Origin of the sequence: Hymenobacter taeanensis, assembly GCF_013137895.1 — a bacterium.
In the GTDB taxonomy this organism is placed as follows: domain Bacteria; phylum Bacteroidota; class Bacteroidia; order Cytophagales; family Hymenobacteraceae; genus Hymenobacter; species Hymenobacter taeanensis.
Window position 1 is genome coordinate 193,687 of sequence record NZ_CP053538.1, and the last position, 23,892, is coordinate 217,578.

At 58.0% G+C, this 23,892-nt stretch carries 22 protein-coding genes; 12 read left to right on the forward strand and 10 right to left on the reverse strand.

Annotated elements, in window-relative coordinates:
- Positions 1–93 precede the first annotated feature (93 nt).
- Together HMJ29_RS00840 and HMJ29_RS00845 are read left to right on the forward strand one after the other, a co-directional pair.
- The gene (locus tag HMJ29_RS00840; RefSeq protein ID WP_171589710.1) at positions 94–915 is read left to right on the forward strand and encodes a carboxypeptidase-like regulatory domain-containing protein; all 822 of its coding nucleotides are present in this window, start codon (positions 94–96) and stop codon (positions 913–915) included.
- A gap of 11 nt (positions 916–926) precedes the next feature.
- Positions 927–2,090, forward strand: coding sequence for a hypothetical protein (locus HMJ29_RS00845; protein WP_171589711.1), 1,164 nt, complete (start codon positions 927–929; stop codon positions 2,088–2,090).
- 25 nt (positions 2,091–2,115) lie between these two features.
- On the opposite strand, the gene HMJ29_RS00850 is transcribed toward HMJ29_RS00845, so the two are convergent.
- The 4 genes from HMJ29_RS00850 to HMJ29_RS00865 form a co-directional block, all read right to left on the reverse strand.
- On the reverse strand, positions 2,116–2,508 hold the full coding sequence (locus tag HMJ29_RS00850; protein WP_171589712.1) for a response regulator: 393 nt from the start codon (positions 2,506–2,508) through the stop codon (positions 2,116–2,118).
- A gap of 4 nt (positions 2,509–2,512) precedes the next feature.
- A complete protein-coding gene (locus HMJ29_RS00855) occupies positions 2,513–4,360 on the reverse strand; it encodes a PAS domain-containing sensor histidine kinase (RefSeq protein WP_171589713.1) in 1,848 nt (615 codons plus the stop codon).
- 147 nt (positions 4,361–4,507) lie between these two features.
- Entirely contained in the window at positions 4,508–4,909 is a 402-nt protein-coding gene (locus tag HMJ29_RS00860; RefSeq protein WP_171589714.1) for a DUF6960 family protein, read from the reverse strand.
- Between the two features lie 107 nt (positions 4,910–5,016).
- Complete coding sequence (locus HMJ29_RS00865; protein WP_171589715.1) at positions 5,017–5,697, reverse strand: hypothetical protein; 681 nt, start codon at positions 5,695–5,697, stop codon at positions 5,017–5,019.
- Positions 5,698–5,847: 150 nt separating this feature from the next.
- Here HMJ29_RS00865 and HMJ29_RS00870 point away from each other — a divergent pair, with 150 nt between their 5' ends.
- The 8 genes from HMJ29_RS00870 to trpS all read left to right on the forward strand — a co-directional run bounded on the left by HMJ29_RS00870 (position 5,848) and on the right by trpS (position 15,471).
- Positions 5,848–7,689: an alpha-amylase family glycosyl hydrolase gene (locus tag HMJ29_RS00870; protein WP_244678961.1), complete on the forward strand. Its 1,842-nt coding sequence runs from the start codon at positions 5,848–5,850 to the stop codon at positions 7,687–7,689.
- Positions 7,690–8,313: 624 nt separating this feature from the next.
- A complete protein-coding gene (locus HMJ29_RS00875; RefSeq protein WP_171589716.1) occupies positions 8,314–10,152 on the forward strand; it encodes a glycosyltransferase in 1,839 nt (612 codons plus the stop codon).
- Between the two features lie 212 nt (positions 10,153–10,364).
- Positions 10,365–11,192 carry a DUF4198 domain-containing protein gene (locus HMJ29_RS00880; RefSeq protein WP_171589717.1) on the forward strand — a complete coding sequence of 276 codons (828 nt, stop codon included), beginning with the start codon at positions 10,365–10,367 and terminating at the stop codon, positions 11,190–11,192.
- A gap of 108 nt (positions 11,193–11,300) precedes the next feature.
- Positions 11,301–11,675 carry an STAS domain-containing protein gene (locus HMJ29_RS00885; RefSeq protein ID WP_044002696.1) on the forward strand — a complete coding sequence of 125 codons (375 nt, stop codon included), beginning with the start codon at positions 11,301–11,303 and terminating at the stop codon, positions 11,673–11,675.
- Positions 11,676–11,844: 169 nt separating this feature from the next.
- The gene (locus tag HMJ29_RS00890) at positions 11,845–12,762 is read left to right on the forward strand and encodes a ribonuclease Z (RefSeq protein ID WP_171589718.1); all 918 of its coding nucleotides are present in this window, start codon (positions 11,845–11,847) and stop codon (positions 12,760–12,762) included.
- A 287-nt stretch (positions 12,763–13,049) separates the two neighbouring features.
- Positions 13,050–13,799 (forward strand): queuosine precursor transporter, encoded by a 750-nt coding sequence (locus tag HMJ29_RS00895; protein ID WP_171589719.1) that lies wholly within the window; start codon positions 13,050–13,052, stop codon positions 13,797–13,799.
- Positions 13,800–13,828: 29 nt separating this feature from the next.
- Positions 13,829–14,482 carry a hypothetical protein gene (locus tag HMJ29_RS00900; RefSeq protein WP_171589720.1) on the forward strand — a complete coding sequence of 218 codons (654 nt, stop codon included), beginning with the start codon at positions 13,829–13,831 and terminating at the stop codon, positions 14,480–14,482.
- A gap of 11 nt (positions 14,483–14,493) precedes the next feature.
- Complete coding sequence (gene trpS / locus HMJ29_RS00905) at positions 14,494–15,471, forward strand: tryptophan--tRNA ligase (RefSeq protein WP_171589721.1); 978 nt, start codon at positions 14,494–14,496, stop codon at positions 15,469–15,471.
- A gap of 284 nt (positions 15,472–15,755) precedes the next feature.
- On the opposite strand, the gene HMJ29_RS00910 is transcribed toward trpS, so the two are convergent.
- From HMJ29_RS00910 to HMJ29_RS00930, 5 genes are all read right to left on the reverse strand, one after another.
- A complete protein-coding gene (locus HMJ29_RS00910; RefSeq protein ID WP_244678959.1) occupies positions 15,756–16,604 on the reverse strand; it encodes a hypothetical protein in 849 nt (282 codons plus the stop codon).
- 192 nt (positions 16,605–16,796) lie between these two features.
- Entirely contained in the window at positions 16,797–17,945 is a 1,149-nt protein-coding gene (locus tag HMJ29_RS00915; protein WP_171589722.1) for a CaiB/BaiF CoA transferase family protein, read from the reverse strand.
- Between the two features lie 17 nt (positions 17,946–17,962).
- Positions 17,963–18,637 carry an ATP-binding cassette domain-containing protein gene (locus HMJ29_RS00920; protein WP_171589723.1) on the reverse strand — a complete coding sequence of 225 codons (675 nt, stop codon included), beginning with the start codon at positions 18,635–18,637 and terminating at the stop codon, positions 17,963–17,965.
- Positions 18,634–18,960: a hypothetical protein gene (locus tag HMJ29_RS00925; protein WP_171589724.1), complete on the reverse strand. Its 327-nt coding sequence runs from the start codon at positions 18,958–18,960 to the stop codon at positions 18,634–18,636. Before HMJ29_RS00925 ends, HMJ29_RS00920 begins: the two co-directional genes overlap by 4 nt.
- Before the next feature lie 45 nt (positions 18,961–19,005).
- Positions 19,006–19,743 (reverse strand): class I SAM-dependent methyltransferase, encoded by a 738-nt coding sequence (locus HMJ29_RS00930; RefSeq protein ID WP_171589725.1) that lies wholly within the window; start codon positions 19,741–19,743, stop codon positions 19,006–19,008.
- A gap of 64 nt (positions 19,744–19,807) precedes the next feature.
- Between HMJ29_RS00930 and HMJ29_RS00935 the strand changes: the two genes are divergently transcribed.
- Positions 19,808–20,824, forward strand: coding sequence for a Gfo/Idh/MocA family oxidoreductase (locus tag HMJ29_RS00935; RefSeq protein WP_171589726.1), 1,017 nt, complete (start codon positions 19,808–19,810; stop codon positions 20,822–20,824).
- Between the two features lie 210 nt (positions 20,825–21,034).
- On the forward strand, positions 21,035–22,642 hold the full coding sequence (locus HMJ29_RS00940) for a DEAD/DEAH box helicase (protein WP_171593215.1): 1,608 nt from the start codon (positions 21,035–21,037) through the stop codon (positions 22,640–22,642).
- A gap of 250 nt (positions 22,643–22,892) precedes the next feature.
- Here the strand turns inward: HMJ29_RS00940 and HMJ29_RS00945 are convergent, their stop codons facing one another.
- A complete protein-coding gene (locus tag HMJ29_RS00945; RefSeq protein WP_171589727.1) occupies positions 22,893–23,828 on the reverse strand; it encodes an NAD(P)/FAD-dependent oxidoreductase in 936 nt (311 codons plus the stop codon).
- Between the last annotated feature and the right edge of the window lie 64 nt (positions 23,829–23,892).

Sequence of the window (23,892 nt, forward strand, 5' to 3'; positions counted from 1 at the left end):
CTGCACCTAACACCACCCTTGGAGTTAACGTAAAGCAAGACACCCCTTACTGCTACCTGGTGGGGCCCGCTGCTTTCACTTTCTTTTGCGCCTATGTTGCGTTTTTTGTTTCTGGGGTTGCTTGCGCTGCTTACTATTGCCGCCCACGCCCAGCAACTGAGCACGGTGAAAGGGCGCGTGCTTGATGCCCAAACGCGTAGGCCAGTACCGTATGCTTTGATTGGAATTGTGGGTAACCAGCTTGGTACGAGCGCCAACGAGGAAGGACGTTTCTCGCTTAGCATACCCGCTGAGTACCAGCCGCAGGCCCTGGAAATCAACTTTATTGGGTACCGCCGGGCCACGCTCCCGTTGCCTGTGCCCCCTGGGCAGGAAGTACAGATTCTGCTGGAGCCTGCACCCACGCAGCTGGCCAACGTCACGGTTTCGGGCTCGGCGCTGGGCATTGTGCGGGCCGCGGTGGCGCGCATTCCGCGCAACTTTGCCACGCGCCCCGTGCAGCTCACGGGCTTCTACCGCGAGTCGAGCAACGTGCCGGAGGGCCGCTACCTGTACTTGGCCGAGGGGGTACTGCAGGTGCGCAAAGAATCATACCGCACCGCCCACCCCACCGGCGGCGACGTGCAACTGGTGCAAACCCGCAAGTATGAGGCCCGCGACACCAGCCGCACTCAGCTTAACTGGCAGGCCGGCCCCCTTATCCCGCACCGCTTCGATTTTGTGTATAACCGCGCCGATTTCATCAGCAAAGCCCATTACGCTGAGTACGACTACCAGATTGCTGATGTGACGACTTACAACGGTAGGCCAGTGTACGTCATCTCCTTCAAGCCTCGCTCTGGCAAAGCCAATTACCAGGGGCGGATGTTCATTGACCTCGATTCTTACGCTTTTCTGGGGCCGACTTCAGCCTGACACCCGGTGGCGTGCAGCGCTACCAGGCCGGTTTTGCCGCCATGGGTGACTACGCTTACAGCCGCCGCAGCCGCCAGGTTAGCTACCAGCGCTACGCGGGCCGCTGGTACCTCAAGCGCGTATGGGACCAAGCCGTAAACCAGCAGCCAGGCCGCGAGTACCAGCACACCAGCGAGTTTATTACCACAGCCATTGACACGGCCAAAGGCCGCCGGCCCGCCTACGCCGACCGCTTTCGGCCGGAGGATGTGTTTCTGCGCAACTCAGTGGCCTACGACTCTACCTTCTGGCAGAACTTCACCACGTTGGTGCTGCCCCGGCAGGTAGAGCAGCAGCTTCTGGATGAGGAGCGCCAGCGCAAGGCTGAGCAGTTGTTTTCTGACTCTACTGCCGCCGCCCGGCCCGCCGCTCCAGATACCGTAGTGCCCGCCCCGGCTTCTTTGCCCGTTTCACTCCCTCGCCGCAGAAGCTTTCTGGAGCGCTTCAGCTATTCTTCCAGCCTGGCTGTGGTACCGCTGCAGGTGTCGGGTGGGCAGCTGGATGTGGCCTACGCACCGGCCGGCTCCGCCTTTGCGGCCAGGAGTAGCACCCAGCTAGGGTCTCGCCGGGTGAGCGTGGCTCCTCGCTTCGACTACTTATTCTGGCTTAACCCGCGCTGGCAGCTGCACTACGGAGCGGGCAGCATCAGGGGGGCGCTGCAGGGTGGCCTACAGGGGGCGGGCCTGCGCTATCTGCACAATCTTTCGCAGCGCCGCCGCCCAGTGTACGTGCGCATGGGCCTCGAATACAGCCGCACAGTACTTCGGCAGCGCCTGGGCCGCTTCAGCAACCCCGATGCCGACCTGCGTGTGCGCGGTACCCCACTCAACGCCAACCGGGTGGCCGTGGGGTTGCAGTCCATCACGAAGGGGCTGGCTCCCCAGCTGGGCCTGGAAGTGAAGCTTGCATCCACTCTTTACCTGTTTGCGGAGGCTAGCTACTGCGTGCCATTAGCCACCCACAGTGAACTGCTTCTGGAGGAAAAACAAGGGTTTTTCCTGAGCCGAAGTACAGCCCGCGTGCCGCTAACCTCACCCGAGGTGCTGGTGCAGCTAAACGGGCAGGAGCGCCAGACGGCTCCCTTCCTGCCTAGGCCACTGTTGCTGCGCGTAGGCATTGCCGTGGGTGGCCACTAAGCCTGAGAGCATGCGGCGGCAGCTCCTACTGCTCGTCTTGCAGTTGGGCTCTTATTGCTTGCACTTCTTCACTATCAAGCGGCTTATGAATCAGGCCGGCTACCAGGTCGTAGCTTTTAGCTTTCTCCATATCGGATAAGGCCAACGAAGAAGTAAGCACGAAAATGTGGCAGGCCTGCAGCTTATCGGCGTGTGGCTTAAGCGCATCCAGAAATTGCCAGCCATTCATTTCGGGCATGTTCAGGTCCAGAAAAATAACCTGTGGCAATTCCGCTTCCTGCTGCTGGAGTAGTTCCTGCAAGGCCACTGCCGCCGAGTCAAACGTAGAGATATGAGTTGAAAAACCTTCTACTCGTAGCATGCTCTCCGTTAGATAATTTCCCAGATTATCGTCGTCAATTAGATAGGTCTTCATCATACCATTAGTTAAGCACCAACGTAAAGCACGTGCCCTCCTCTATCTTACTCGTTACGGTTACCTGTCCTCCCATGGCTTCAGCCTGCGACTTCACCAGGAATAAACCCACGCCTCGCCCCATTGGGCTTGAGTGGAAGCGCCGGTAAAGCTTAAACACTTCATCACCAGCCTTCTCAGTATCAAAGCCCATTCCGTTGTCGGTTACGGTTACGCGCACGCCTGAGCCCTCAGATGGGGTAGCAACAATTGTTACCTGCAAGGGGCGTTTGTCGCTGCGGTATTTAATGGCATTGGCCAGCAGGTTGAAGAAAATACTGTAGTAGTAGGCCCGGTGCCCGGTTACCTGCAGCTCATCCGCAATAAGTAACTCTACCGTACCCCCACATTCTTGCAGGGCCTGGTTTAGTGCCGCTAGTACTTGCTGGCACACGGCGGCCAGGGGCACTTGCTTAGGCCGCTCTACCTCCGCTTTGTCCCGAATGGAGAGGATGGTAGTAACATCGGTGATAACGGCATCTAACTGCTCAAGGCTGGTTTGCAGGTGTTGCAGCGCAGTATCATAGGTGGCGGTGGCCTTGTCAAGGCGGGGCAGCAGGTTCACGAAACCCCGCGCATTGGCCAACGGCGCGCGCAGATTATGCGACACGATATACGTGAATTGCTGCAGATTGGTATTCTGCAAGAACAGCTCCTGCGTCATCTGCTGCTGCCGCAACTCAGCTTCTTTGCGCGTGGTAATATCCTGCATGGCCCCAATCATGCGCACCGTCTGCCCCTGCTCGTTGCGGATAATGCACCCTCGGTCAAACACGTTAGCCCAGGTACCATTTGCGCGCTGAAACCGGTATTCCTGCTGCCAGGTGCTCTCATCTCCTGGCGAGGTGGCCCGGCGCAGGCCCTCCAGCGTAAGTGCGGCATCCTCGGGGTGCAGGCGCTCAACCCACTGCTCAAACGTGGGTGGGCTGCCAGCAGACATGTAGCCAAACAGCTTGTCGAATCCTTCACCCCACACCACAGTATCGGTGTTCAGGTTCCAATCGTAGAGGGCATCGGTGGTGGCCTTGAGCGCGTACGCAAACCGCTCATTGCTTACCCGCAGCTCTTCCTCTACGCGCTTTTGGGGCGTTAAATCATGTACGTTGCCCACCAGTTGCCAGCACTGGGTGAGCTCGTCGTACACGGGTGTTACGGAAACCTCCCCTACTTTCTGGCCCGTGGGGTAGTCTGTTACTTCTATCCAGGTAACCCGCTGCCTGGTTTCTATGGCCTGCCGGTAGTGTTGCTTCACCAAGCTCAAGGATGGCTCGGGTATGATGGCTTGCACAGACTGGCCTACCACCTGCTGAGCAGGTAGCCCCGTTGTGGCCTCAAAAGCGCGGTTTACGAACGTGAACCGGTACTGCTCTTCGGGCTCTGCCTGAAGCACGAACACCACATCTGCTACGGTTCGGAAAATAACTGCCAGCTGTTGCTGTGCCCCGGTCAGCTCTCCGTGAGATGCCGCTTCAGCAAATGGCTTGGCTATGCCCACTATACCCGTAAGAGTGCCGTGGTGCAGCACAGGCATAGTAGTGAGCAAGAGCAGCTGGGCCTCTCCACCTTGGCACCTCGCCTTTACCTCACTGGTAAGCACCTCACCCTGCCGGGCGTGCCGGAGCACAAGTGCCGGGGTATCGTGCTCTTCGGGCGCCAGCCAATCAGCTAACGGCTTGCCGTGCAGGCCCTGCCTTGAGTGGCCTAGCAGCTCAGCCAGCGTTTCACTGAGAAAAGTAAATTCTCCCTCGGGATTCAGGAAAAATACCTCCTCAGCCTGATGCCCGCGGTAGCTACGCAAGGGAAGTACATCGCGCATGTTCATTGTCTGCCAGAGCTGCTAAGTACAGGGCAGCTTTTGTAGCAGCCCGGCCCCGACTTGTAAGATAACCACCTTAAATTGTCGGATTGCCGGAAAGATACAAAAGTTCCTCCTGTTCAGCTTCACACGGCTGCCCATTAGGGCTTAGGCAAAGCGCAGTTCCTCGGCCTCAAAAACGCGCTTCACCTTACGTTTTTTCTCCACAATCTGAAAGCGCGCCTTGTCGGCGGCTTCATCCCAGTACACATCGGATATCAGGCCTTGGTGAGCAGAGCGGCCGGGCTCGGGGCTAGCTTCCTGCACCAAATCGCCGAAGCTGAAGGGTGGCTTAGTGTAGAGCTCTTTGAACAGTTCGCCGCTAACTTTAAACTGCTGCTCATCATAGCGCAGCAATATCCAATCCTCGGTTTCATCAATTTTCTCGAAGACTTTTCCCACGGGTTCTAGCCACTCAAAAGTGCGGCGGTTAGCCGGGTGAATATAACTCAGGCCGTAGTCGGGGGTCCAGGAATACAGGCCGTAGATGACGGGTTTGGGACGGGGCACGAAGGTAAAATAGTGGGTTAAAAAAGGAGAACAGCTGCCAGCTCCCGGAGGTTGCATACCCGCTAAAAAGTGGCCTGGCAAGCTGCAAAAGTACCCACTCGTTTTTGTCAGCGGCCCAGGTGGCCCCCTTGGCCTTGCTGAGCGGCATGCTCCAGCAGCCGGTTACGGTGGGCAGGCCCATCTTGCAGGGCCGCAAAGGACAGGTGCTGCTGCCGCCCATCGGCATGATGCACGCAAACATCGGCCTCTCCTACGGGCTCCACGCGCACCACCTCATTCCAGGTAAAAGCAAAGCGCCGCTTAAATGGGTGCAACCGGCCGCTAAACCCTTCAGCGTGCAGATGCAAGTGGCGGCGCTCATACATGCGGGCCATACCAAAGGCCATTGCCGTGTACCACACGGCCAGTAGCGCATATAGCCACGGCAGCACATGTACTTGGTGCCGCCCAGTAAGGAGCGCTTTCTCATGGTGCCGGTGCCAGATGTGGTACCCCTCCAGGGCCAGAATACCCGCGGCGGCCAGCTCCAGCCACGCTACGCGCTCATGATGCGCCGGATGCCGCTTCAGATGCACCTGCTCCCGCACCAGCAGCCCCACATAGGCCACCCCCACCAGCAGCTCCACGCCTACCAGCAGCGTAAAGGGCTCTTCCCCCACCAGCACCCCAAGTACGCCGCCAATCAGTACAAAGGCCGGCACCAGATGAGAAAGGCCTTTAGCCCGCTCTACCCGGGCCCGGCGCTTGTGATACAACACAGAAAATTTGGCCGAAGCAGGATCATGCATGCACCAAGCACCGGATATTTTCTCAGAAGTACAACTTAGGCACTAAGCCATTCCTCATCAGGTAATTATTCTCCGGCCTACAACCCAATTCCGGGCGAATCAGTATGAGGACATACTGTTGAACTTCAGCACTGCTTCTCTTACACAAACATGTCCGTCATCGACTCTGCTCCCACACCTATACCTCTTACCTCCACTGACTTGCAACCTGGCATGGGGGCCATTCCTCACGCAAACGGCACCACCTTCAGGGTGTGGGCCCCGGCGGCTACGGCGGTTTCTTTGGTAGGCCCCTTTAACAAGTGGGATACCTCCCAACACCCACTCCAGCACGAAACCGATGGCTACTGGGCCGCCGACTTTCCGGCGCTGCTGCCGGGCACTGAATATAAGTTCTGGCTGAAAACACCCACCGGCGAGCTAACCCGCAACGACCCCTACGCCCGCCAGGTTACGCACTCGGCTGGCAACTCCGTGGTGCCCGACCATAGCTTTAACTGGGAAGACGACCACTTTGAGATGCCGGCCTGGAATGAGCTGGTAATTTATGAGTTGCACGTGGGCACTTTTAACGCCCCCGACCCCGAAAAGCCCGGCACCTTCCTTGATGTGGTGGCTCGGCTCGACTTCCTGCGCGACCTGGGTATCAACGCCATTGAAATTATGCCGCCCACGGAGTTTCCGGGCGGGCGTAGCTGGGGCTACAACCCGGCCCATCCCTTTGCCCTGGAAACTGATTATGGCGGGCCTCAGGCCTTTAAAGAGCTGGTGAAACAGGCCCACCGCCACGGCATAGCGGTTATTCTGGATGTGGTGTACAACCACTTCGGACCCGGCGACCTGGACCTGTGGCAGTTTGATGGCTGGCAGGAAAACGAGGGCGGCGGCATTTACTTCTACAACGATTGGCGCGCCGAAACGCCCTGGGGCCATAACCGCCCCGACTATGGCCGCGACGAGGTGCGCCGCTACATCCGCGACAACGCCCTGATGTGGCTGGAAGACTACCGCGTAGATGGCCTGCGTTGCGACTCAATTTCCCACATTCGGAACGTGGATGGCTCCAGTGACCCTTCCCGCGACCTGCCTGAGGGCTGGAGCCTGATGAAGTGGATTAATGAGGAAATTCAGGAGAAGATGCCCTGGAAAATTACCATTGCCGAGGACCTGCAGGGTAACGAATACATCACCCGGCCTACGGCTGCTGGCGGACAGGGCTTTGCCTCGCAGTGGGACGCCGCCTTTGTAAACATTGTGCGCGATGCCCTAATAACACCCGAGGATGCCGACCGCAACCTGGAGGCGGTAGCCTCCATTATTGGCCATACTTATAATGGCGACGCCTTCCAGCGCGTGATTTACACGGAGTCGCATGATGAGGTGGCTAACGGTAAAGCGCGCGTAACGGAGGAAATCATGCCTGGCAACGCGGCCTCCTGGTTCCCGAAGAAACGCTCAACGCTGGGTGCCGCGCTGGTATTCACGGCTCCGGGCATCCCAATGATTTTTCAGGGCCAGACCATGCTGGCCGACGGCCACTTCTCCGACGATCTGCCCCTGGACTGGAGCCGCGCCGAGGAACACGCCGGCCTGGTACACCTCTACCGCGACCTGATTCAACTGCGCCGCAACATTGCCGGCCACACCCGTGGCCTGCTAGGTCAGCACACGGAAGTATTCCACGTCAACCACGACGAAAAGGTACTGGCCTACCGCCGCTGGGCCGATGGCGAGGGTGGCCCCGGCGACACCACCATCATCCTGGCTAACTTCGCTGATCGGGCCCACGAGGCCTACACCATTGGCCTGCCCAGCGGCGGCCACTGGCGCGTACGCTTCAACTCCGACTGGGAGGGGTATGATACTGAGTTCGGCAACTTTGAGAGCATGGATACTCAGGCCGAAGACGGGGAATACGACGGCTGTACTTTCCACGGTTCTTTCGGATTAGCTCCATACTCGGTCCTGATTATTTCACAGGAGCCCAGCTAAGCAACCTAGGCCACTCTCACAAAGAGCACCGTAGTATCAGCCCTGGGTGTGGGTAGCTCCGCAAGCGTTGCGGAGCTACCCACACCCAGGGCTGATTTTTGTTTAGCACCTTTTATAAGATCGGGCTTTCATACAACGCTTCCGTTGCGGATAAATGCGTATTTGACCGGTACCTCACTAGCCCCCCTGCAACGGACAGTGCAATTGCAAGGGCCTATTTAGGAGGAGAGTACTCCGTAAGTGGGCGTAACGCGTTGCATAGCTCCCTGCTTTGGCCAGGGGCCGGGTGATATCCGGGCTACGTCCGGCTGCAAGCGTTGCAGCATTTGCGGGTTAACTGAGCCGGTAAATGAGGCCCCGTTTTCTGCTCCGGGCAAGTTAGTTCCGGTGTTGATAGCAGGCTTGGGCACGCGGGTTAACCCCCAGAGCAGTAGGCGGCAAACGTTGCATTATTGAGGGCGTACCACCGGGGGTAGCACTTAGCTTTTCGACTCCGATGGGAAAGCTTGCGTAGGCTATATGGCTGGCCCCTTTTGAGGCTAGAGCAGAAAAAGCCCGGTTTTTTCCCTTTGAAACTCCGCTTAGCCATCTATCTTGCCATCACTCCCACCGAACTACACCTTCATGCAAGTTCCGCTTTCCTCGCCCGAACCTATTGCACCCGATGCCCTGCTCGTTGAAGTGGCCTGGGAAGTCTGCAATCAGGTAGGGGGCATTTATACCGTTATCCGCAGTAAAGTACCGGCTACCGTGCAGGTATGGGATGAGCGCTACTGTTTGCTGGGCCCCTATTTCGCCCACCAGGCCCAGGGGGAGTTTGAGCCCTACGACGACTATCAACTCGCCACCCTCACCGACCCGTTTGCTGACGCCGTGCGGGAAATGCGCCGGCATGGCTACGATGTGCAACTAGGTATCTGGCTCGTGACGGGCCGCCCTCGCGTGGTGCTTATCAACCCCTACCAAGCCTACAACCGGCTGGGTCAGATCAAGTATGACCTCTGGCACCACCACGGCATTCCTACCCCCGACAACGACGACCTGCTGCACCAGGTAGAAGCATTTGGCTACCTGGCAAAAATCTTCCTCCAGATTCTGACCGCCCAGGTAGTTCCGCCTCAGCGGGTGCTGGCGCACTTCCATGAGTGGATGACGGGCGTAGCCATTCCTGACCTGCGCCGCGAGCAGGTGCCCGTGCACCTGGTGTTTACCACGCACGCCACCCTGCTGGGCCGCTACTTGGCCATGAACGACCCCAATTTCTACGACCACCTCATGCAGGTGGATTGGGCAGCCGAAGCGCGGCACTTTAACATTGAAACGGCCGTAACCATTGAGCGCGCCGCCGCGCATGGCTCACACGTGTTCACCACGGTAAGCGAGCTGACGGTGCGCGAGTGCATCTACCTGCTCGACCGCATACCCGACGCGGTGCTGCCTAACGGCCTGAACATTGAGCGGTTTGTGGCCCTGCATGAGTTCCAGAACCTGCACCAGCAGTACAAGTCAAAGATCCACGAGTTTGTAATGGCGCACTTTTTCCAGAGCTACTCCTTTGATCTGGATAATACGCTGTACCTGTTCACGAGTGGGCGCTACGAGTACCATAATAAGGGCTTCGACCTGACACTGGAAGCCCTGGCCCGCTTAAACTACCGCCTCCAGCAAAGTGGCCTACAGGGCAACGTGGTAATGTTCTTTATCACCAAGCGCCCCTTCCACAGCATTAACCCCCAAGTGCTGCAAAGCCGGGCGGTGTTAGATGAAGTGCAAGCCACCGTAGAGGCCATTCAGCAGCAAGTAGGCGAGCGGCTGTTCTACGCTGCCGCCGCCAGCACCGACCACCGCCTGCCCGACCTGAGCAGCATGGTAGACGACTACTGGAAGCTGCGTTACCGCCGCACCCTGCAAAGCTGGAAAACCACCAGCCTGCCCCCAGTCATTACCCATAACCTGGTAGACGACGCTAACGACGACATTCTGGACTTTGTGCGCCGGGCTAACCTGGTGAATAACCAGCACGACCGCGTGAAGATTGTGTATCACCCCGACTTCGTGTCGCCCACTTCGCCGCTGTTCGGTATGGAGTATGGGCAGTTTGTGCGCGGCTGCCACCTGGGTATTTTCCCGAGCTATTACGAGCCCTGGGGCTACACTCCGCTGGAGTGCGCTGCCCGCGGGGTGCCGGCCATCACCAGCGACCTGTCCGGCTTCGGCGACTATGTACTGCAAAATGTAGCCAACCACGAGGATAAAGGCATTTTTGTGGTACACCGCCAAGAGAAGAGCTTCGAGGAGTCGGCGGAGGAGCTGACGGAGATGCTCTGGCAGTTTGTGCAGCTCAACCGCCGCGAACGGATCATGCAGCGCAATAACGTGGAAAGCTCCTCAGAGCTCTTCGACTGGAAGAACCTGCGCGTGTATTATGACCGCGCCTACGCCCTGGCTCTGGAGCGCTACTAATTAGCAGCCCACGCCCTGGCACGTCAGCCTGCGCTTGTGAAGGATCTTCTCACGCGGTACCAACTGGCCTAGCGCCTCGTGGTGCTGACGGGGGAAGATCTTTCCTGCGTCAGGCTGACGTGCCAGTGAGTAATCAACAACCAGAGTATACCTAGCTTAGCTGACCGACGCCTCTTCATGCTCTCTTAATGAACCGGGAATTTCTTCGTGGCATGCGTCTTCCGTCTTGCCTGCTCTTTGCGCCATTGCTCTTGCTAGCGGGCGCTGCGGCTGCGCAAGAGTTTTGGCTGGAGCCGGCCCGGTTTAAAATTGAGCCCGGCACGGCGCTGCACGTGCGGGTTTTCACGGGCGCGCATTTTCAGGGCAAGCGCTGGGCGGGCAAGGCCAGCCGCATTACACAGCTGCTTCACCTGTCACCTACTGGCCTAGAAGATGTTACGGCCACTGCTACAGCAGCGGACAGCTTGCGTACCACCCTCACGTTCACGCAGCCGGGCACCCACCTCGTAGCCCTCACTACCAACCAGGCTTTCCTGCAGTTAAGCGCGGCGGACTTCACCACGTATTTACAGGAAAGTGGCCTGGGCCACATTATAGCGCTACGCAAGCAGCGCGGAGAAGCTGAGAAACCCGGCCGGGAGGCTTACCAGCGGTGCGCCACAACTTTGGTGCAGGTGGGTACGCCACTGCCGCAGGATACCGCCCGGGCCTGGGGCCGCCCACTGGGCTTACCGGTAGAAATACTTCCCGAACAGAACCCGACGCTTCTCAAATCGGGAATGTCTATTACCTTGCGGATATTAGCGGCTGGCCGGCCCATGGCGGGTCAGTTAGTGCAGGTTTGGCAGCGAGGCAACTTTGCAATTCGGCCGCCGCTCAAACTTCGCAGTAACCAAAACGGGCGTGTGCTGTTTCGATTACAGACTCCCGGAGAATATCTAGTTAGTACTGTTCAGATGAGCGCGGCTCCTGCTCATCAACAGGCCGATTGGCAGAGCACCTGGAGTACTTTTACTTTCGCTTATTCTCAGAAAAATTAGCCGCTGATGCAGCTTTTATTTCTCTCTTTTGTCCACTAACGACTCTTCAGCGCACAAAAGTTTTTTTGTTACCTTCGCAACTCCCATAAACACCGAACGACCGCCGGTATGAAGTACTCCATAGATAAAAAAGAAACCTACACGATTATCACGATTGACGAAAAGAAGCTCGACACTACCGTCGCGCCCGATCTAAAGTCGGAATTCGTGAAGTTAAATGCCGAGGGCATCAACAACCTGATCCTCGACTTAAGCAATGTGAAGTACACGGATTCGTCGGGACTCAGCTCTATTCTGATTGCGAACCGTTTGTGCAACTCTACTGGTGGCCTGCTGGTACTAACCGGCCTGCAAGACCACGTGATGAAGCTCATCACCATTTCCAAGCTGGAGTCGGTGCTGCACATTCTGCCAACTGTAGAAGAAGGCATTGATCGTATTTTCCTGCACGCCATTGAGCGCGACCTGACCAGCAAAGAATAGCTGCTCAGAAAGCTGTGAAGCTGTTGGCTGTTAGCTGTTAGTCTTTTGCTGACGGCTACCGGCCAACAGCTTTTTCTTTATAGGCCTAGGCCGGTCCCGGGGCCAGGTGGGCCTACTTCTTTTCATCTTAACGTACGTGGGTGGCCCAGGCCGCCTGCTTCTTGCCACTTTGGATTTTGAGCTGAAAATTCTGGGGAGTGCTTCGGCCACACCGTTCATGGACCGCCACCACACGGCCCAGGTCCTGACGGTAGGCAACACCCACTACCTGATCGACTGCGGCGAGGACACCCAGCGGCGCCTGATGGAGCAGAAAATCCGTCACCAGCGCATCCACACCATCTTCATCAGCCACCTCCACGGCGACCATTTTTTTGGCTTGTTCGGGCTGCTGGGCACTATGCACCTCAACGGCCGCACCGAGCCCCTGCGGTTGTTTGGCCCCGCCGGGCTTGATGAGGTGCTTACCACGCAGTTTCGTCACTCATCTACCCACCTCAACTTTGAGCTGGAGTTTACGCCAGTTGAAACCACGGAGCACGCCCTGATTTTTGAGGATAAGTACGTCACGGTGCACTCGCTGCCCATGCGCCACCGCATTCCGTGCTGTGGCTACCTGTTTCGGGAAAAAGATAAGCGCCGCCGCCTGCTGCCCGATTTGCTCCCGACGGGCCTTACCCCTACCCAGCTCACTGCCCTCACCATGGGCGAAGATGTGCTTGACGAAAACGGCGAGCTACTGGTAAGCAATGCGGCCGTTACGGCCCAGCCCAAGCGGGCCCGCAGCTACGCCTACTGCTCCGATACGCTTTACACTGAAAGCCTGGCTGAGCTGGTTCGCGGCGTAGACCTGCTCTACCACGAAGCCACCTTCATGGACGACCTGCGCGAGCGGGCCCACACTACGCACCACTCCACGGCGCGGCAGGCAGGCCTATTGGCGCGGCGGGCTGAAGTACACCGCCTGCTGATCGGGCACTTCTCTTCCCGTTACCGCGACCTGCAACCCTTGCTGACCGAGGCCAAAACTATGTTTGAGTGGACGGAGCTAGCTATTGAAGGCCTCACTATTCAGCTGGCGGAGTAAGCTTCCGGGACTAAGCCATGGGGACAGGAAAGAAAAACGGTCATTCCGAGCTGTGCGAAGAATCTCGCGTGCTGAGGTTGTGATAGTTATCCTACTTCAGCACGCGAGATTCTTCGCACAGCTCGGAATGACGTGCTGATTTAGGGCAGTTTGCTCTACCTGTCCAAACGGCCTAAACGAATCGGCGCTTTAGCAGTTCTTGGCTGACTTACTTTCGGGCACAGGCCTAGCTACCCTGATAGCGTCTTTCGCTGGCTTTGATCCTCCTTCCCCTCTTTCTTGCGCGCATGCCTAATTCGTTTACCCACAAAAAACAGCAGCTCTACCTCGTTCTTAGCGGCATTTTCATTGTGAATGCTCTGCTGGCAGAAATCATTGGGGTAAAGATTTTCTCCCTGGAACCCCTTATTGGCCGCCCCGATAACCTTACGGCGGGGGTGCTTATCTGGCCGGTAGTCTTCGTGACGACGGACATCATCAATGAATACTTCGGTAAGGAGGGTGTGCTGCGCATAAGCTACCTCACCGTAGGCCTCATTCTGTTTGCCTTCCTGGTGATTTACGCTACTACCAAGCTCCCGCCAGCAGCATTTTGGCTCGATGTAAATAAGACCGACGATGCCGGCCGGCCCTTCAACATCGATTATGCCTACCAGAGCATCTTCAGGCAGGGCTTAGGCATTATTGCCGGTTCTATCACAGCCTTCGGGATCGGGCAGGTGCTAGATGCCACGGTTTTTCAACTGCTGCGCCGCGCTACCAAGGGCCGCTACGTGTGGCTGCGCGCCACGGGCTCCACGCTCCTCTCCCAGCTCGTTGATTCGTTTGTGGTGCTGTACGTTGCTTTTTACCTCTTCGGAAACTGGTCGCTGGATCAGGTCATAAGTGTGGCTAACACCAATTACTGGTATAAATTCGCGGCGGCTATTCTCCTCACGCCCGTGCTGTACCTGGCTCATTACCTCATTGACCGTTATTTGGGCCAGGAGGAAACGGTAGAGTTGCAGCAGGAAGCCGCAGCCGATGTGAGTGTCTAATTTTAGCTATACTATATCCTAAATCGTATATGCGGCTATTTTACCCGTTGTTTTGCAGCTTGTTGGTTTCACACGCTGTTGTGGCACAATCTGAATCTGACTTCCAGGCTGGCTCTTACGTCCTTGAAAAGGATATTGCGGTTCGGCACGCAGGCTTGATCAGAGCCAGGAATAAGAACCTCAGGGTTAAAGCAGAACAGGAAAAAACTGTAGCCTACCCGTGGGCTGAGGTTCATTCTTACCGCATTGGCATGGCTCGTTATATAAAGGCCAGTGGTTTTACTATCCAAACTAACTTTTCAACCCGCCAAGCTGCTGATGACTTTGTGCAGTTGCTGGATAGTGGCGCGTTGTCATTACTCCGCTACGAGTATGCCCCTACCGGTGGCTATGTTGGCATCAATGGGGCACCGAGCCTGGGCCCTTCTAGCCGTCCTGATTTGTATCTACTTCACCGCGTCGGGGAAGCTACTCCTATCGAAATTCCTTATAGTGTGCTAGATGGATCAGGCAAAAAATTCAGGGAGGCAGTAGCCTTCTATGTTGCCGGCCGCCCCGATCTGGTAAAGCTGTTAGCGGCCAAAAAAATTACGATTTATAATCTGGAGACGTTTATTCACGCTTTCAATACACACGAACCCTTTCTGAATTACCCCATGGAGGGTGGTCAGAGCAACCCATAAACACTACCCTGATGTCCCGCATTCTTACCGGCATTCAGAGCACTGGCCGCCCCCACCTGGGTAACCTGCTCGGCGCCATTCTTCCGGCCATTGAGCTGTCGAAAAGCAGCACCAACGAGTCGTTGCTGTTCATTGCTGATATGCACTCCCTCACTACGGTGCGCGACGCGGAGTTGCTACGGCAGAATACGTACGCGGTAGCGGCTTCGTGGCTGGCCTGCGGGTTCGATACCGAGAAGAATATGTTCTACCGGCAGTCGGATGTGCCGCAGGTGACGGAGCTGACCTGGTACCTGTCCTGCTTCACGCCCTACCCGATGCTGGCCAATGCCCACTCGTTCAAGGATAAGTCGGATCGGCTTTCCGACGTGAATGCGGGCCTGTTTACCTACCCCGTGCTCATGGCGGCCGATATTCTGCTGTATAACGCCGACATAGTGCCCGTAGGCAAAGACCAGGTTCAGCACCTGGAAATCACCCGCGACATTGCCTCGGCGTTCAACAACCGCTATGGCGAAACCTTCGTGCTGCCCCAGGCCCGCGTAGATGCTGAACTGATGACCATCCCTGGCCTAGATGGGCAGAAGATGAGCAAGAGCTACGGCAACATTATCGACATCTTCGTTGACGATAAAGCCCTGCTGAAAACCATCAAGAGCATCGTTTCCGACAGCACGCCACTCGAGGCGCCCAAGAACCCCGACACGGATACTACCTTCAAGTTGTTCTCGCTGCTGGCCTCGCCTACCGATGTGGAAACCATGCGCCAAAATTACCTCAACGGTGGCTACGGCTACGGCCACGCCAAGCAGGCCCTATTTGAGGTGATTAAGCAGCGCTTTGCCTCGGAGCGCGAGCAGTTCAACTTCTACATGAACAACTTGCCTGAGGTAGACCGTAAGCTGGCCGAAGGCGCCCGCAAAGCCCAGGCCTACGGCTCCGAAGTTCTAAATAAAGTCAGGGAAAAAGTAGGCTACTCGCGGCGGTAGTTGGTGATGAGGTGATGAGGGGAAAGGTGGTTTAGGCCTGCCGCGTCATTATCATTGTCATTGCGAGCGGAGCGAAGCAATCCTTCCTTCTCCGTGCACAAAACGCTGACCTAATAAAAAGCCCTTACTTCTGCTGTAGAAGTAAGGGCTTTATTACTTGCGGCAAAAGCGCATCATATGACAAAGAAAGATTGCTTCGCTCCGCTCGCAATGACAATGACGCGGCAGGCCTAGGCACCCTTATTACCTGATCACTTATTCACCTATTCACTTCCACCAAAAACCTAATACGCTAGGCCATCAATGTTCTGGTGCCGTTGCTCGTTGGAGAAGCTGAAGCCTACTTTGCTGGCGCGGCTGACTTGCTGGTTCTCCAGCTTCTGCTTCACGCTGATTTTCTGAATATCGTCCAGTGGCGGTGCAATGAGGTCGTTGTTGACGGCCGCAATCATGGCGCTTTCCACGAAGAGCTTCAGGCCATCGGGTGTAACCGGGTTATCCGACATGTCATTATCGGGTAGCTCCAGCTGCTGCACGCCTTCCAGGAAGTAGTGATTATCAATGTTGATGAGCAACCGGCCTACCAGGTAGCCGGGGTCGTTCATCCGCTGGTACTTGATACTATCGGCAGTGAAGTTATAAGCCATAATGTGACCGAAGAACCGCCGGCGGAAGTCCGCCTCCACGTATTTGGTGGGCATGGGACCGTAGTCGTCAGGGAAGGTGACGATGTTGGAGTGCAGCACAAACACGAGCAGGTCGCCGGAGAACCGAATGTGAAACTCCATGTCGTTTACGGGCCGGTACTCAATTACCACCGTAGAATCAACGGGCGTAATGCGGCGGCTCAGCTCCACCACCAGCTCCTGCGACACATGGCGCAGCATGTCAAAGGTGTTGAGCGTGTTGCGGTAAATGGCCTGCTTAGCGGTTGACTTTTGCTTGAGGCCTTCAAAAATCAGGTCGAGACGGTCGGTGGGTATCACGCCGGGTGAGCCGGGCTCGTTGGGCGCTGTATTATCGGTATTGGGCGCACCTGCGCCGCTGTTTATGGCCGGTGCACCGGGCGTACCGTCATTTAGCTGAGAAGCAGACACGTTGTTGGAGGCAATATTTTGAGGCGTTTCGTCCATGCAGAAAAGAACAGAGGAACGCCTCACATGAGGCGCACCAGTTAAGGTAAAATTCTAGCTCAGGGCCATTCTAGCCCGTTTTGAGGTATTGATATGTGCTAGTACCTACGCAAGGTAGCCGTTCGGGAGTTTCGGTTGCCATCGGGAAGGCCACAATTTCAACTGACCCGTACTGGGTGCATACAGCTCAGCTTAACTCACTTCTTTGGGCTGGTTCCCGACTGCTGGCGGAGCCGGCAACTGCGCTGCCACGGGCCAGGTGTTGCTCCGAAAAGCCACCGTGCGCAACCCCTGGTGCGGGAACTCGGGCGTGGCTGGCAGCAGCATTTCCTGAGCCGAGGGGTGGCCCAGCGCCTGCCCTACTGTGCGTACGGCGCCGGCGGGCACGTGGCGTTGTTCCAGCTTCTGCAGTAGCTCTTCACCGGCTACTTCCGCAATCCGGGCCCGTAGGAGCTGCTCCAACTCCTGGCGGTGAGCTACGCGGGCGGCGTTGGTTTGAAACCGCTCCTCCTGCGCCCACTCGGGGTGGCCTAGCACTGCGCATAAGTGTTGGAACTGGCGGTCGGCGCCCACGGCCAGCAGCAGACGGACGCCATCAGCGGCTTCGTACACGGTACCGTAGGGCACAATACTGGGGTGGCCCGAGCCCAGCGGCTGCGGGTCGAGGCCCGTCACGAGGAAGCTGGCGGCCTGGTTGGCTAGTGAGGCCAGGGCGCTGTGCAGCAACGACACTTGCACTAAGGCCCCTAGGCCAGTACGCTCCCGCTGGTATAGGGCCGTGAGCAGGCCTTCCTTTAGTTGGTGGGCCGTGAGCAGGTCTACCATGGCTACCGGCATTTTCAGGGGCTCCTGCCCTGGCAGCGTGTTCAGGTGCATGAACCCGGCCTCGGCCTGGAGCACCGCATCGTAGCCGGCGCGGTTTACGGTGGGGCCGTAGCCGGTGATGTGACCGTAGATAAGGCGAGGATGGTGGCCGGATAGCGCCGCGTAATCGACGCCCAGCTTCTCGGCGTCGCCGGGCTTGTAGCTGGCCAGCACGATATCCGACTGGCCTACGAGCTGCCGTATTGTGGCTTTGCCCTCCGGCGTAGTCAGGTCCAGCACTACTGAGTGCTTGCCCCAGTTGGCGCAGGAGAAATACGCTGATACGGTGGTACTGGCGGGTTCAGCAGGCGTGCGCCAGGTGCGAGTAACGTCGCCGGTTGGTGCTTCCACTTTGAGCACTTCTGCCCCCAGCTCCGCAAAGAACTGGCCTACCTGCGGGCCGGCCAGCACGGAAGCCAGCTCAAGTACTTTTAAGCCAGTAAGAGGCAGTGGAAGGCTAGCAGCAGTATCGGGCATGGAGCGAGGGTTGGGCGTCAGCTCGCAAGATAGCCCCGGTCGCGGAGTGCGGGCACGGGGTCGGGTGGGAGTTGCTCCAAACGCCCGCCGTGCAGCAGGTACACCACGTCGCAGAGCGGCAGCACTTCGGCGTAGCGGTGGTCGGTGAGCAGGATGCCCTTGCGCGCTTTAGCCTGCCGGAACAGCTCGGCCAGCGTTTCTACATGTACGGGCATTACGCCGGAAAACGGTTCGTCAAACAATGAAAACTGGGTTTTCGCGTGCAGCAGCAACAGCACCTGCACCAGCCGGGTGGTGCCACCCGAGAGCTCCCCAATGCGGCGAGTAAGCTGGGCGCTGAGGCCCGGGAAGCCGGCCAGCGCTTGTTCGGCATTCACCCCAAGCATTCGGGCGGCCTCTGCCAGCGTCAGGCGCTCGGGTAGCAGTGGCACCTGAGGCAGGTAGTTCAGCAGGCCCGGCTGCCGGTAGGCGGGCACTACGCGCTGCCCATTTACCCGCACGGAGGCATCTGCCAGGGTACGCCCTCCAAAAACGGTTTGCAGCAGCGTGGATTTACCGCAGCCATTGCGGCCCAACAGGCCTACCACCTGTCCGGTTTGCACGCGCAGGTACACATCAGAGAGAATGCGCCGCTCGCCAAACGCCAGCTGAATGCCATCAGCCTCCAGAACATACGAAGCTGCCCTGCTCATTGTGCCACGGCCTGCAGCAGTAGCACAACTGCACTGAACAGCAGGGTATCGGCCACCACTACGCCCGCCCACAGCTGCCAGGGCGCAATGTGCAGGTTCAGGTAGAGCCAGTATTGGTGAGGCCGTAGCTGCTCCGATAAGTACCAGATGACGGAAAACGTGCTTAGCTTGGTTAGCAAGAGGCCCAGGGTAAGCGGCAGGGGCCAGTTAGGAAACGGCCCAACGGCGGCAGCCGCCAAGATCAACAACGAAAACACAACGGCAAACGGCGCCACGGTGCGGTAGAACAGGCCTAGGGCCCGCAGGTACGTAGATATCGTCATGTTAGGCGCGTATCAAATCAGCCAGACAACGCGGTAAGTAACGGATTATTCTACCAAGCCCAACCGCAGAAACACCGGGAACTCCACCTCGCGCTCCGCGGTGCCCCAAAGGCGCGTCACTTCCTCCGCAATGAGCAGCACGGGGTCCTGGCCGTGCTGCTGGTATTTCACCACGCTCGACCACGTGCGCAGGTAGTTCAGCAGCCACTCCGCCGACCATTGCCGCCGCACCGGGAACCGGGCGTGCTCCACCTGCGCGAACGGAAACGGGAGGCGGGCGTACTCATCGGTAATGTGCCAACGGTTGTCGTCCCAGTAGGGGCGCATGGTTTCGTCGTGAAACGCCTGCACCAGCGGGTCTAGCTCGGGGCTGATGTGGAGCAGGCCGTAGCCCCACTCGGCCACGGTAGCGCCAGGGTGGCCTACGCGGCGGATTTCCTGGTTGAAGGCTTCCGGCTCAAACCAATGCACGGCCTGGCCCACGGTAATCAGGTCAAAGTACTTATCGGGGAAGGGCGTGTGCTCGGCGGGAGACAGTTGGTAGGTGATGTTGGGGCGGGCCGGCGCCTGGGCAAGCTGGGCGGCGCTGATGTCGGTGGCATCTACGTGCGCAAAGTGCTCGGCCAGCACGGTAGCTACCTGCCCATTGCCGGTGGCGCAGTCCCAGGCCCGCTGCCGGCCCGCCACCCGCGCCAGCAGAAACGCATACAGCTCCGGTGGGTAGTCGATGCGGTAACGGGCGTAGAGGTCGGCTTGGGCGGAGAATCGGTCGAGAGCGGCCATCAGGCAAGGAGTTAGTGGCGAGTTGTTCGTACACTTGGTAACGCAAACAACCTGTAAACAGCGAATGAATCACCCCATTCAGACGGGCCTACTGGCCTACGGCATGTCGGGCCGCATTTTTCACGCCCCTTTCCTGGCCGCTCACCCCAGCTTTCAGCTGCGGGCCGTGGCCGAGCGCAGCCGCAAGCTCGCCGCCGCCGACTACCCCGACATCATTAGCTACGACTCAGTAGAAGAACTGTTCCAGGACTCTGAACTGGACCTGATTGTTGTTAACACGCCCAACTACTCACACTTCGACCTCGCCAAACAGGCTCTGGAAGCCGGCAAGCACGTGCTCATTGAGAAGCCGGTGGGCACTACCGCCGCGCAGATATCGGAGCTGTTTGCCCTGGCCCGCCAGCGGAACCTGCAGGTGTTCGGCTACCAAAACCGGCGCTGGGACAGCGACTTCCAGGCCGTGCGGGAAGTGGTAGAAAGCGGGCAGCTAGGCCAGTTGATTGAAGCCCACCTGCACTTCGACCGCTACAAGCCGGCCATTCATACCAAAGTATTCAAGGAGGAGCCCACCACGCCCGGCGCCGGCCTCAGCTTCGACCTGGGCCCGCATGTGCTGGATCAGGCCCTCAGCCTGTTTGGGCAGCCCGCCAAGGTGGAGAGAACCCTGGGCAGCTACCGGCCCCACTCCCAGGTCAACGACTACTTCCACTACCACCTCTCCTACCCCAGCGGCCTGCACGTGTTCGTGTCGGGCAGCTTGCTGGTGGCCGACCCCGGCCCGGCCTATGTGCTGCACGGCACCCAAGGCAGCTTCCGCCAGCAGCGCACCGATGTGCAGGAAACCCAGCTCGACCAGAAATTACCCCTCTCCGATGCCGCGTATGGCCTAGACGCCCCTGGCACGGGCGGCGTGCTGACAGTGGTAAAGCCCGACGGGGAAAAGTCCAGTACCACCGTTACCACACCCCGCGGCAATTACATGGGCCTGTTTGAAGCCGTGTATCAGTCGCTGACGAACGGGGCGCCGTTCCCGGTGCGCGAGGAGGAGCTTTTCTGGCAGCTACAGATTATTGAGCAATAAGCCGGGAGGGCGGCGGGCCAGGCTCGCCGCCCACTTGGGTGCCTGCATCCGCTGAACTACAGGGCACGAAATCCTCCTATCTTTGTTGTAACACTATACGCGGTTTGCTGACCAGGACAACAAGGTCAGCCATCTATCATTTTAACTCGCTGAACCTTGACGTTTCACGAATTCAATCTCCACGACGACCTACTGGCCGGCGTGGACGCCATGAACTACCAGAATGCCACGCCCATTCAGGAGCAGGCCATTCCCAAAATCCTCGAAGGCAAAGACCTCATCGCCTGCGCCCAAACCGGCACCGGCAAAACGGCCGCTTACCTGCTGCCCCTCCTCGACAAGATTTCGCACGCCAAGCACGGCAATACCTCTACCCTCATTCTGGTGCCCACGCGCGAGCTGGCCACCCAGATTGACGAGCAGGTAACGGGCTTCGGCTACTTCGTGGAGGCCAGCAGCATCGCCATTTACGGTGGCGGCAAAAGCGAAGGCTGGGAGCAGCAAAAGCGCGCCCTCACCTCCGGTGCCGATATCATCATTGCCACGCCGGGCCGCCTGATTGCTCACCTGCAAATGGGCTACGTGAAGTTCGATCAGATTAAGTATCTGGTGCTCGACGAAGCTGACAAAATGATGGACATGGGCTTCTCCGACGATATCCTGAATATCGTGCGCCAGCTGCCCAAGGAGCGCCAGACCTTGCTGTTCTCGGCCACCATGCCCAACAAAATCCGGGAGTTCTCGCAGCAGATTTTGAAGAGCCCCGACGAAATTCGGTTGGCCGTTTCCAAGCCCGCTGCCGGCATCGACCAGCAGTTTTACATGGCGTTTGACCGCCAGAAGATCTACCTGCTGGAGCACATCATCAAAACCCAGGATGTGCAGAGCATGGTGCTGTTTACGAGCCAGAAAGCGGCCGTGGGCGGTATTGTGCGCGCCATTAATAAGCTGGGCTACGATGCTCGGGGAATTTCCTCGGACCGCACGCAGGAGGAGCGCGAGCAAATCATGCGCGAGTTCAAGAACAAGCAATTCCCCATTCTGGTGGCAACTGACGTGCTGAGCCGCGGCATTGACATCGACAGCCTCTCGCACGTGGTAAACTACGACATCCCGCGCGCCGCCGAGGATTACGTGCACCGCATTGGCCGTACGGCCCGCGCCGCTACCAAAGGCACCGCCATCACCTTCATCTCCGACCAAGACCAGGACCGGGTGGTGAAGATTGAGCAGCTGATTGAGCGCGAGCTGGAGAAAAAGAATATCACCGAAGAGCTAGGCCTGGGCGAAGCTCCGGAGTTTGACCCCAAGCGCTTTGCTGGCCTGCGCGGCAAAGTAGGCGGTCGGCCGGAGCGTGGCGGTCGTTCAGGTGGCGGTAACCGCGACCGTGGCCCCCGCCCCGAAGGTGGTGGCCGCGGCGGCCGTGATGGCAACCGCCCCGCCCGCGCCGGTGCCCCCGACCCCAAAGACCCCAAGCACCAAGAGCGGATTGCCAAAGCCCAAGCGGCCTTAGCCGCCCTCGATGCCGGCCAGGCCCCAGCCGTACCTTACCAGCGCCCACCCCGCGAAGACCACCCTGAGGGGAGCGAGAGCCGCCCCCGCCGGGAGCCCCGCGCGCCTCGTCCGGAAGGCGAAGCTTGTCCGCCTCGGGCACCTCGCCCACCACGCGCTGAAGGCGAAGCCACAGAGCCACGGGCCGAAGGTGAAAAGAGCGAAGGCCAGCGCCGTCGCAAGCGCGGCGGCCGCGGCCGTGGTCCACGCCCCGAAGGCTCGACCCCAACCCCTGAAGCTGCTGCTTCAGCGCCGAGCGCCGAGTAGTGAATAGTAGTTTATGAAAAAGCCCCGCTGCGTAAGTAGCGGGGCTTTTTTGATGGCGGATGAGTACTGATTTGAGAAACTGAGCTTTCCTTTAACCGTCATGCTGAGCTTGTCGAAGCATCTCTACCGCTTCGTTGAGTTGGTCCTAGGCCAGTAAGTAGTTAGCCAGAGGTAAAGATGCTTCGACTGCGTGGACGCCAGATCAAGCATGACGCTCTCTTTTGCTTGTTTCCTACTTGCTCTCTTACTATCAGTTATTAACCGGCTCCACTTCCTGGAGGTCGGCGTATAGTCCTTGAACTATTAGTTCTTTAACTATTGCTGCACCGGCCTTGGCACCATTGGCTACCGCTACGGCCACTTGCCGCATGGGCGTGGTAGCATCTCCCGCAGCATACAGGCCCGGAACACTCGTATCGCCAAATTCTGACACGGCGATATGACCGGTTTCCGTCAGCTTGCAACCGAGCTGCTCAGGCAAGCTGCTGGCTAAACGAGTAGGAAAACGGGCAAAGATGGCCTCCAACGGGTGCTGCTGTTTATCGGCAGTGTGCACTGCGGTTACGTAACCGGCCGTATGCTCCAACGCAGCAATAGGCGTTTCGACTACCGGCACCTGATGTTGCGCGATGATGGCCAGTTGCTCGGGAGTGAAATCAGCCGGACCATTCGTGAATATTATGAGCCGTTCACTCCAGTTACGGATTAGTGTCACTAGATCAGCCGCATTTCCTCCATTAGCTAACAGGCCTAGGCGCTGCCCCCGCACCTCATAGCCGTGGCAAAATGGGCAGTGCAGCACCGAGATGCCCCAGCACTCTGCCACACCCGGAATAGGCGCCAATTCATCAATCACACCGGTAGCCAATAAGAGCTTCCGAGAAGAGAATGTCTTGCCAGACTGAGTTTGCACCTGAAACTCTTCTTCGTAAGGTTCGGCACTGATTACCGTGTCCGTGAGGAAGGAAACGGTAGGGTATTGCGCCACCTGCTCCCGTGCTATAGAGGCAACAGCCGCTGGAGTCTCGCCATCACGTGTCAGGTAACTATGCGAGTGCGGCGTTTGCCGATTGCATGGCCGTTGATTATCTATGACCAGGACTTGGCGCATCGAGCGTCCCAAGAGCATGGCCGCGCTTAGCCCAGCGTAGCTCCCCCCTACTATTATCACATCAAGCTTATTCATAGCTATTTAATAAAATGCAACTTCGTTTCATTTACAAAAGTAGCATAACTGCATATTTAATGCA

Excerpts from the sequence above, each read along its gene's own strand:
- HMJ29_RS00875 (WP_171589716.1), top strand. The coding sequence starts at position 8,314 with ATGCAAGTTCCGCTTTCCTCGCCCGAACCTATTGCACCCGATGCCCTG.
- HMJ29_RS00945 (WP_171589727.1), bottom strand. The coding sequence starts at position 23,828 with ATGAATAAGCTTGATGTGATAATAGTAGGGGGGAGCTACGCTGGGCTA.
- trpS (WP_171589721.1), top strand. The coding sequence starts at position 14,494 with ATGTCCCGCATTCTTACCGGCATTCAGAGCACTGGCCGCCCCCACCTG.
- HMJ29_RS00930 (WP_171589725.1), bottom strand. The coding sequence starts at position 19,743 with ATGGCCGCTCTCGACCGATTCTCCGCCCAAGCCGACCTCTACGCCCGT.
- HMJ29_RS00925 (WP_171589724.1), bottom strand. The coding sequence starts at position 18,960 with ATGACGATATCTACGTACCTGCGGGCCCTAGGCCTGTTCTACCGCACC.
- HMJ29_RS00900 (WP_171589720.1), top strand. The coding sequence starts at position 13,829 with ATGCGGCTATTTTACCCGTTGTTTTGCAGCTTGTTGGTTTCACACGCT.
- HMJ29_RS00935 (WP_171589726.1), top strand. The coding sequence starts at position 19,808 with ATGAATCACCCCATTCAGACGGGCCTACTGGCCTACGGCATGTCGGGC.
- HMJ29_RS00910 (WP_244678959.1), bottom strand. The coding sequence starts at position 16,604 with ATGGACGAAACGCCTCAAAATATTGCCTCCAACAACGTGTCTGCTTCT.
- HMJ29_RS00870 (WP_244678961.1), top strand. The coding sequence starts at position 5,848 with ATGTCCGTCATCGACTCTGCTCCCACACCTATACCTCTTACCTCCACT.
- HMJ29_RS00920 (WP_171589723.1), bottom strand. The coding sequence starts at position 18,637 with ATGAGCAGGGCAGCTTCGTATGTTCTGGAGGCTGATGGCATTCAGCTG.
- HMJ29_RS00940 (WP_171593215.1), top strand. The coding sequence starts at position 21,035 with ATGAACTACCAGAATGCCACGCCCATTCAGGAGCAGGCCATTCCCAAA.
- HMJ29_RS00915 (WP_171589722.1), bottom strand. The coding sequence starts at position 17,945 with ATGCCCGATACTGCTGCTAGCCTTCCACTGCCTCTTACTGGCTTAAAA.
- HMJ29_RS00850 (WP_171589712.1), bottom strand. The coding sequence starts at position 2,508 with ATGATGAAGACCTATCTAATTGACGACGATAATCTGGGAAATTATCTA.
- HMJ29_RS00865 (WP_171589715.1), bottom strand. The coding sequence starts at position 5,697 with ATGCATGATCCTGCTTCGGCCAAATTTTCTGTGTTGTATCACAAGCGC.
- HMJ29_RS00840 (WP_171589710.1), top strand. The coding sequence starts at position 94 with ATGTTGCGTTTTTTGTTTCTGGGGTTGCTTGCGCTGCTTACTATTGCC.
- HMJ29_RS00880 (WP_171589717.1), top strand. The coding sequence starts at position 10,365 with ATGCGTCTTCCGTCTTGCCTGCTCTTTGCGCCATTGCTCTTGCTAGCG.
- HMJ29_RS00855 (WP_171589713.1), bottom strand. The coding sequence starts at position 4,360 with ATGCGCGATGTACTTCCCTTGCGTAGCTACCGCGGGCATCAGGCTGAG.
- HMJ29_RS00895 (WP_171589719.1), top strand. The coding sequence starts at position 13,050 with ATGCCTAATTCGTTTACCCACAAAAAACAGCAGCTCTACCTCGTTCTT.
- HMJ29_RS00885 (WP_044002696.1), top strand. The coding sequence starts at position 11,301 with ATGAAGTACTCCATAGATAAAAAAGAAACCTACACGATTATCACGATT.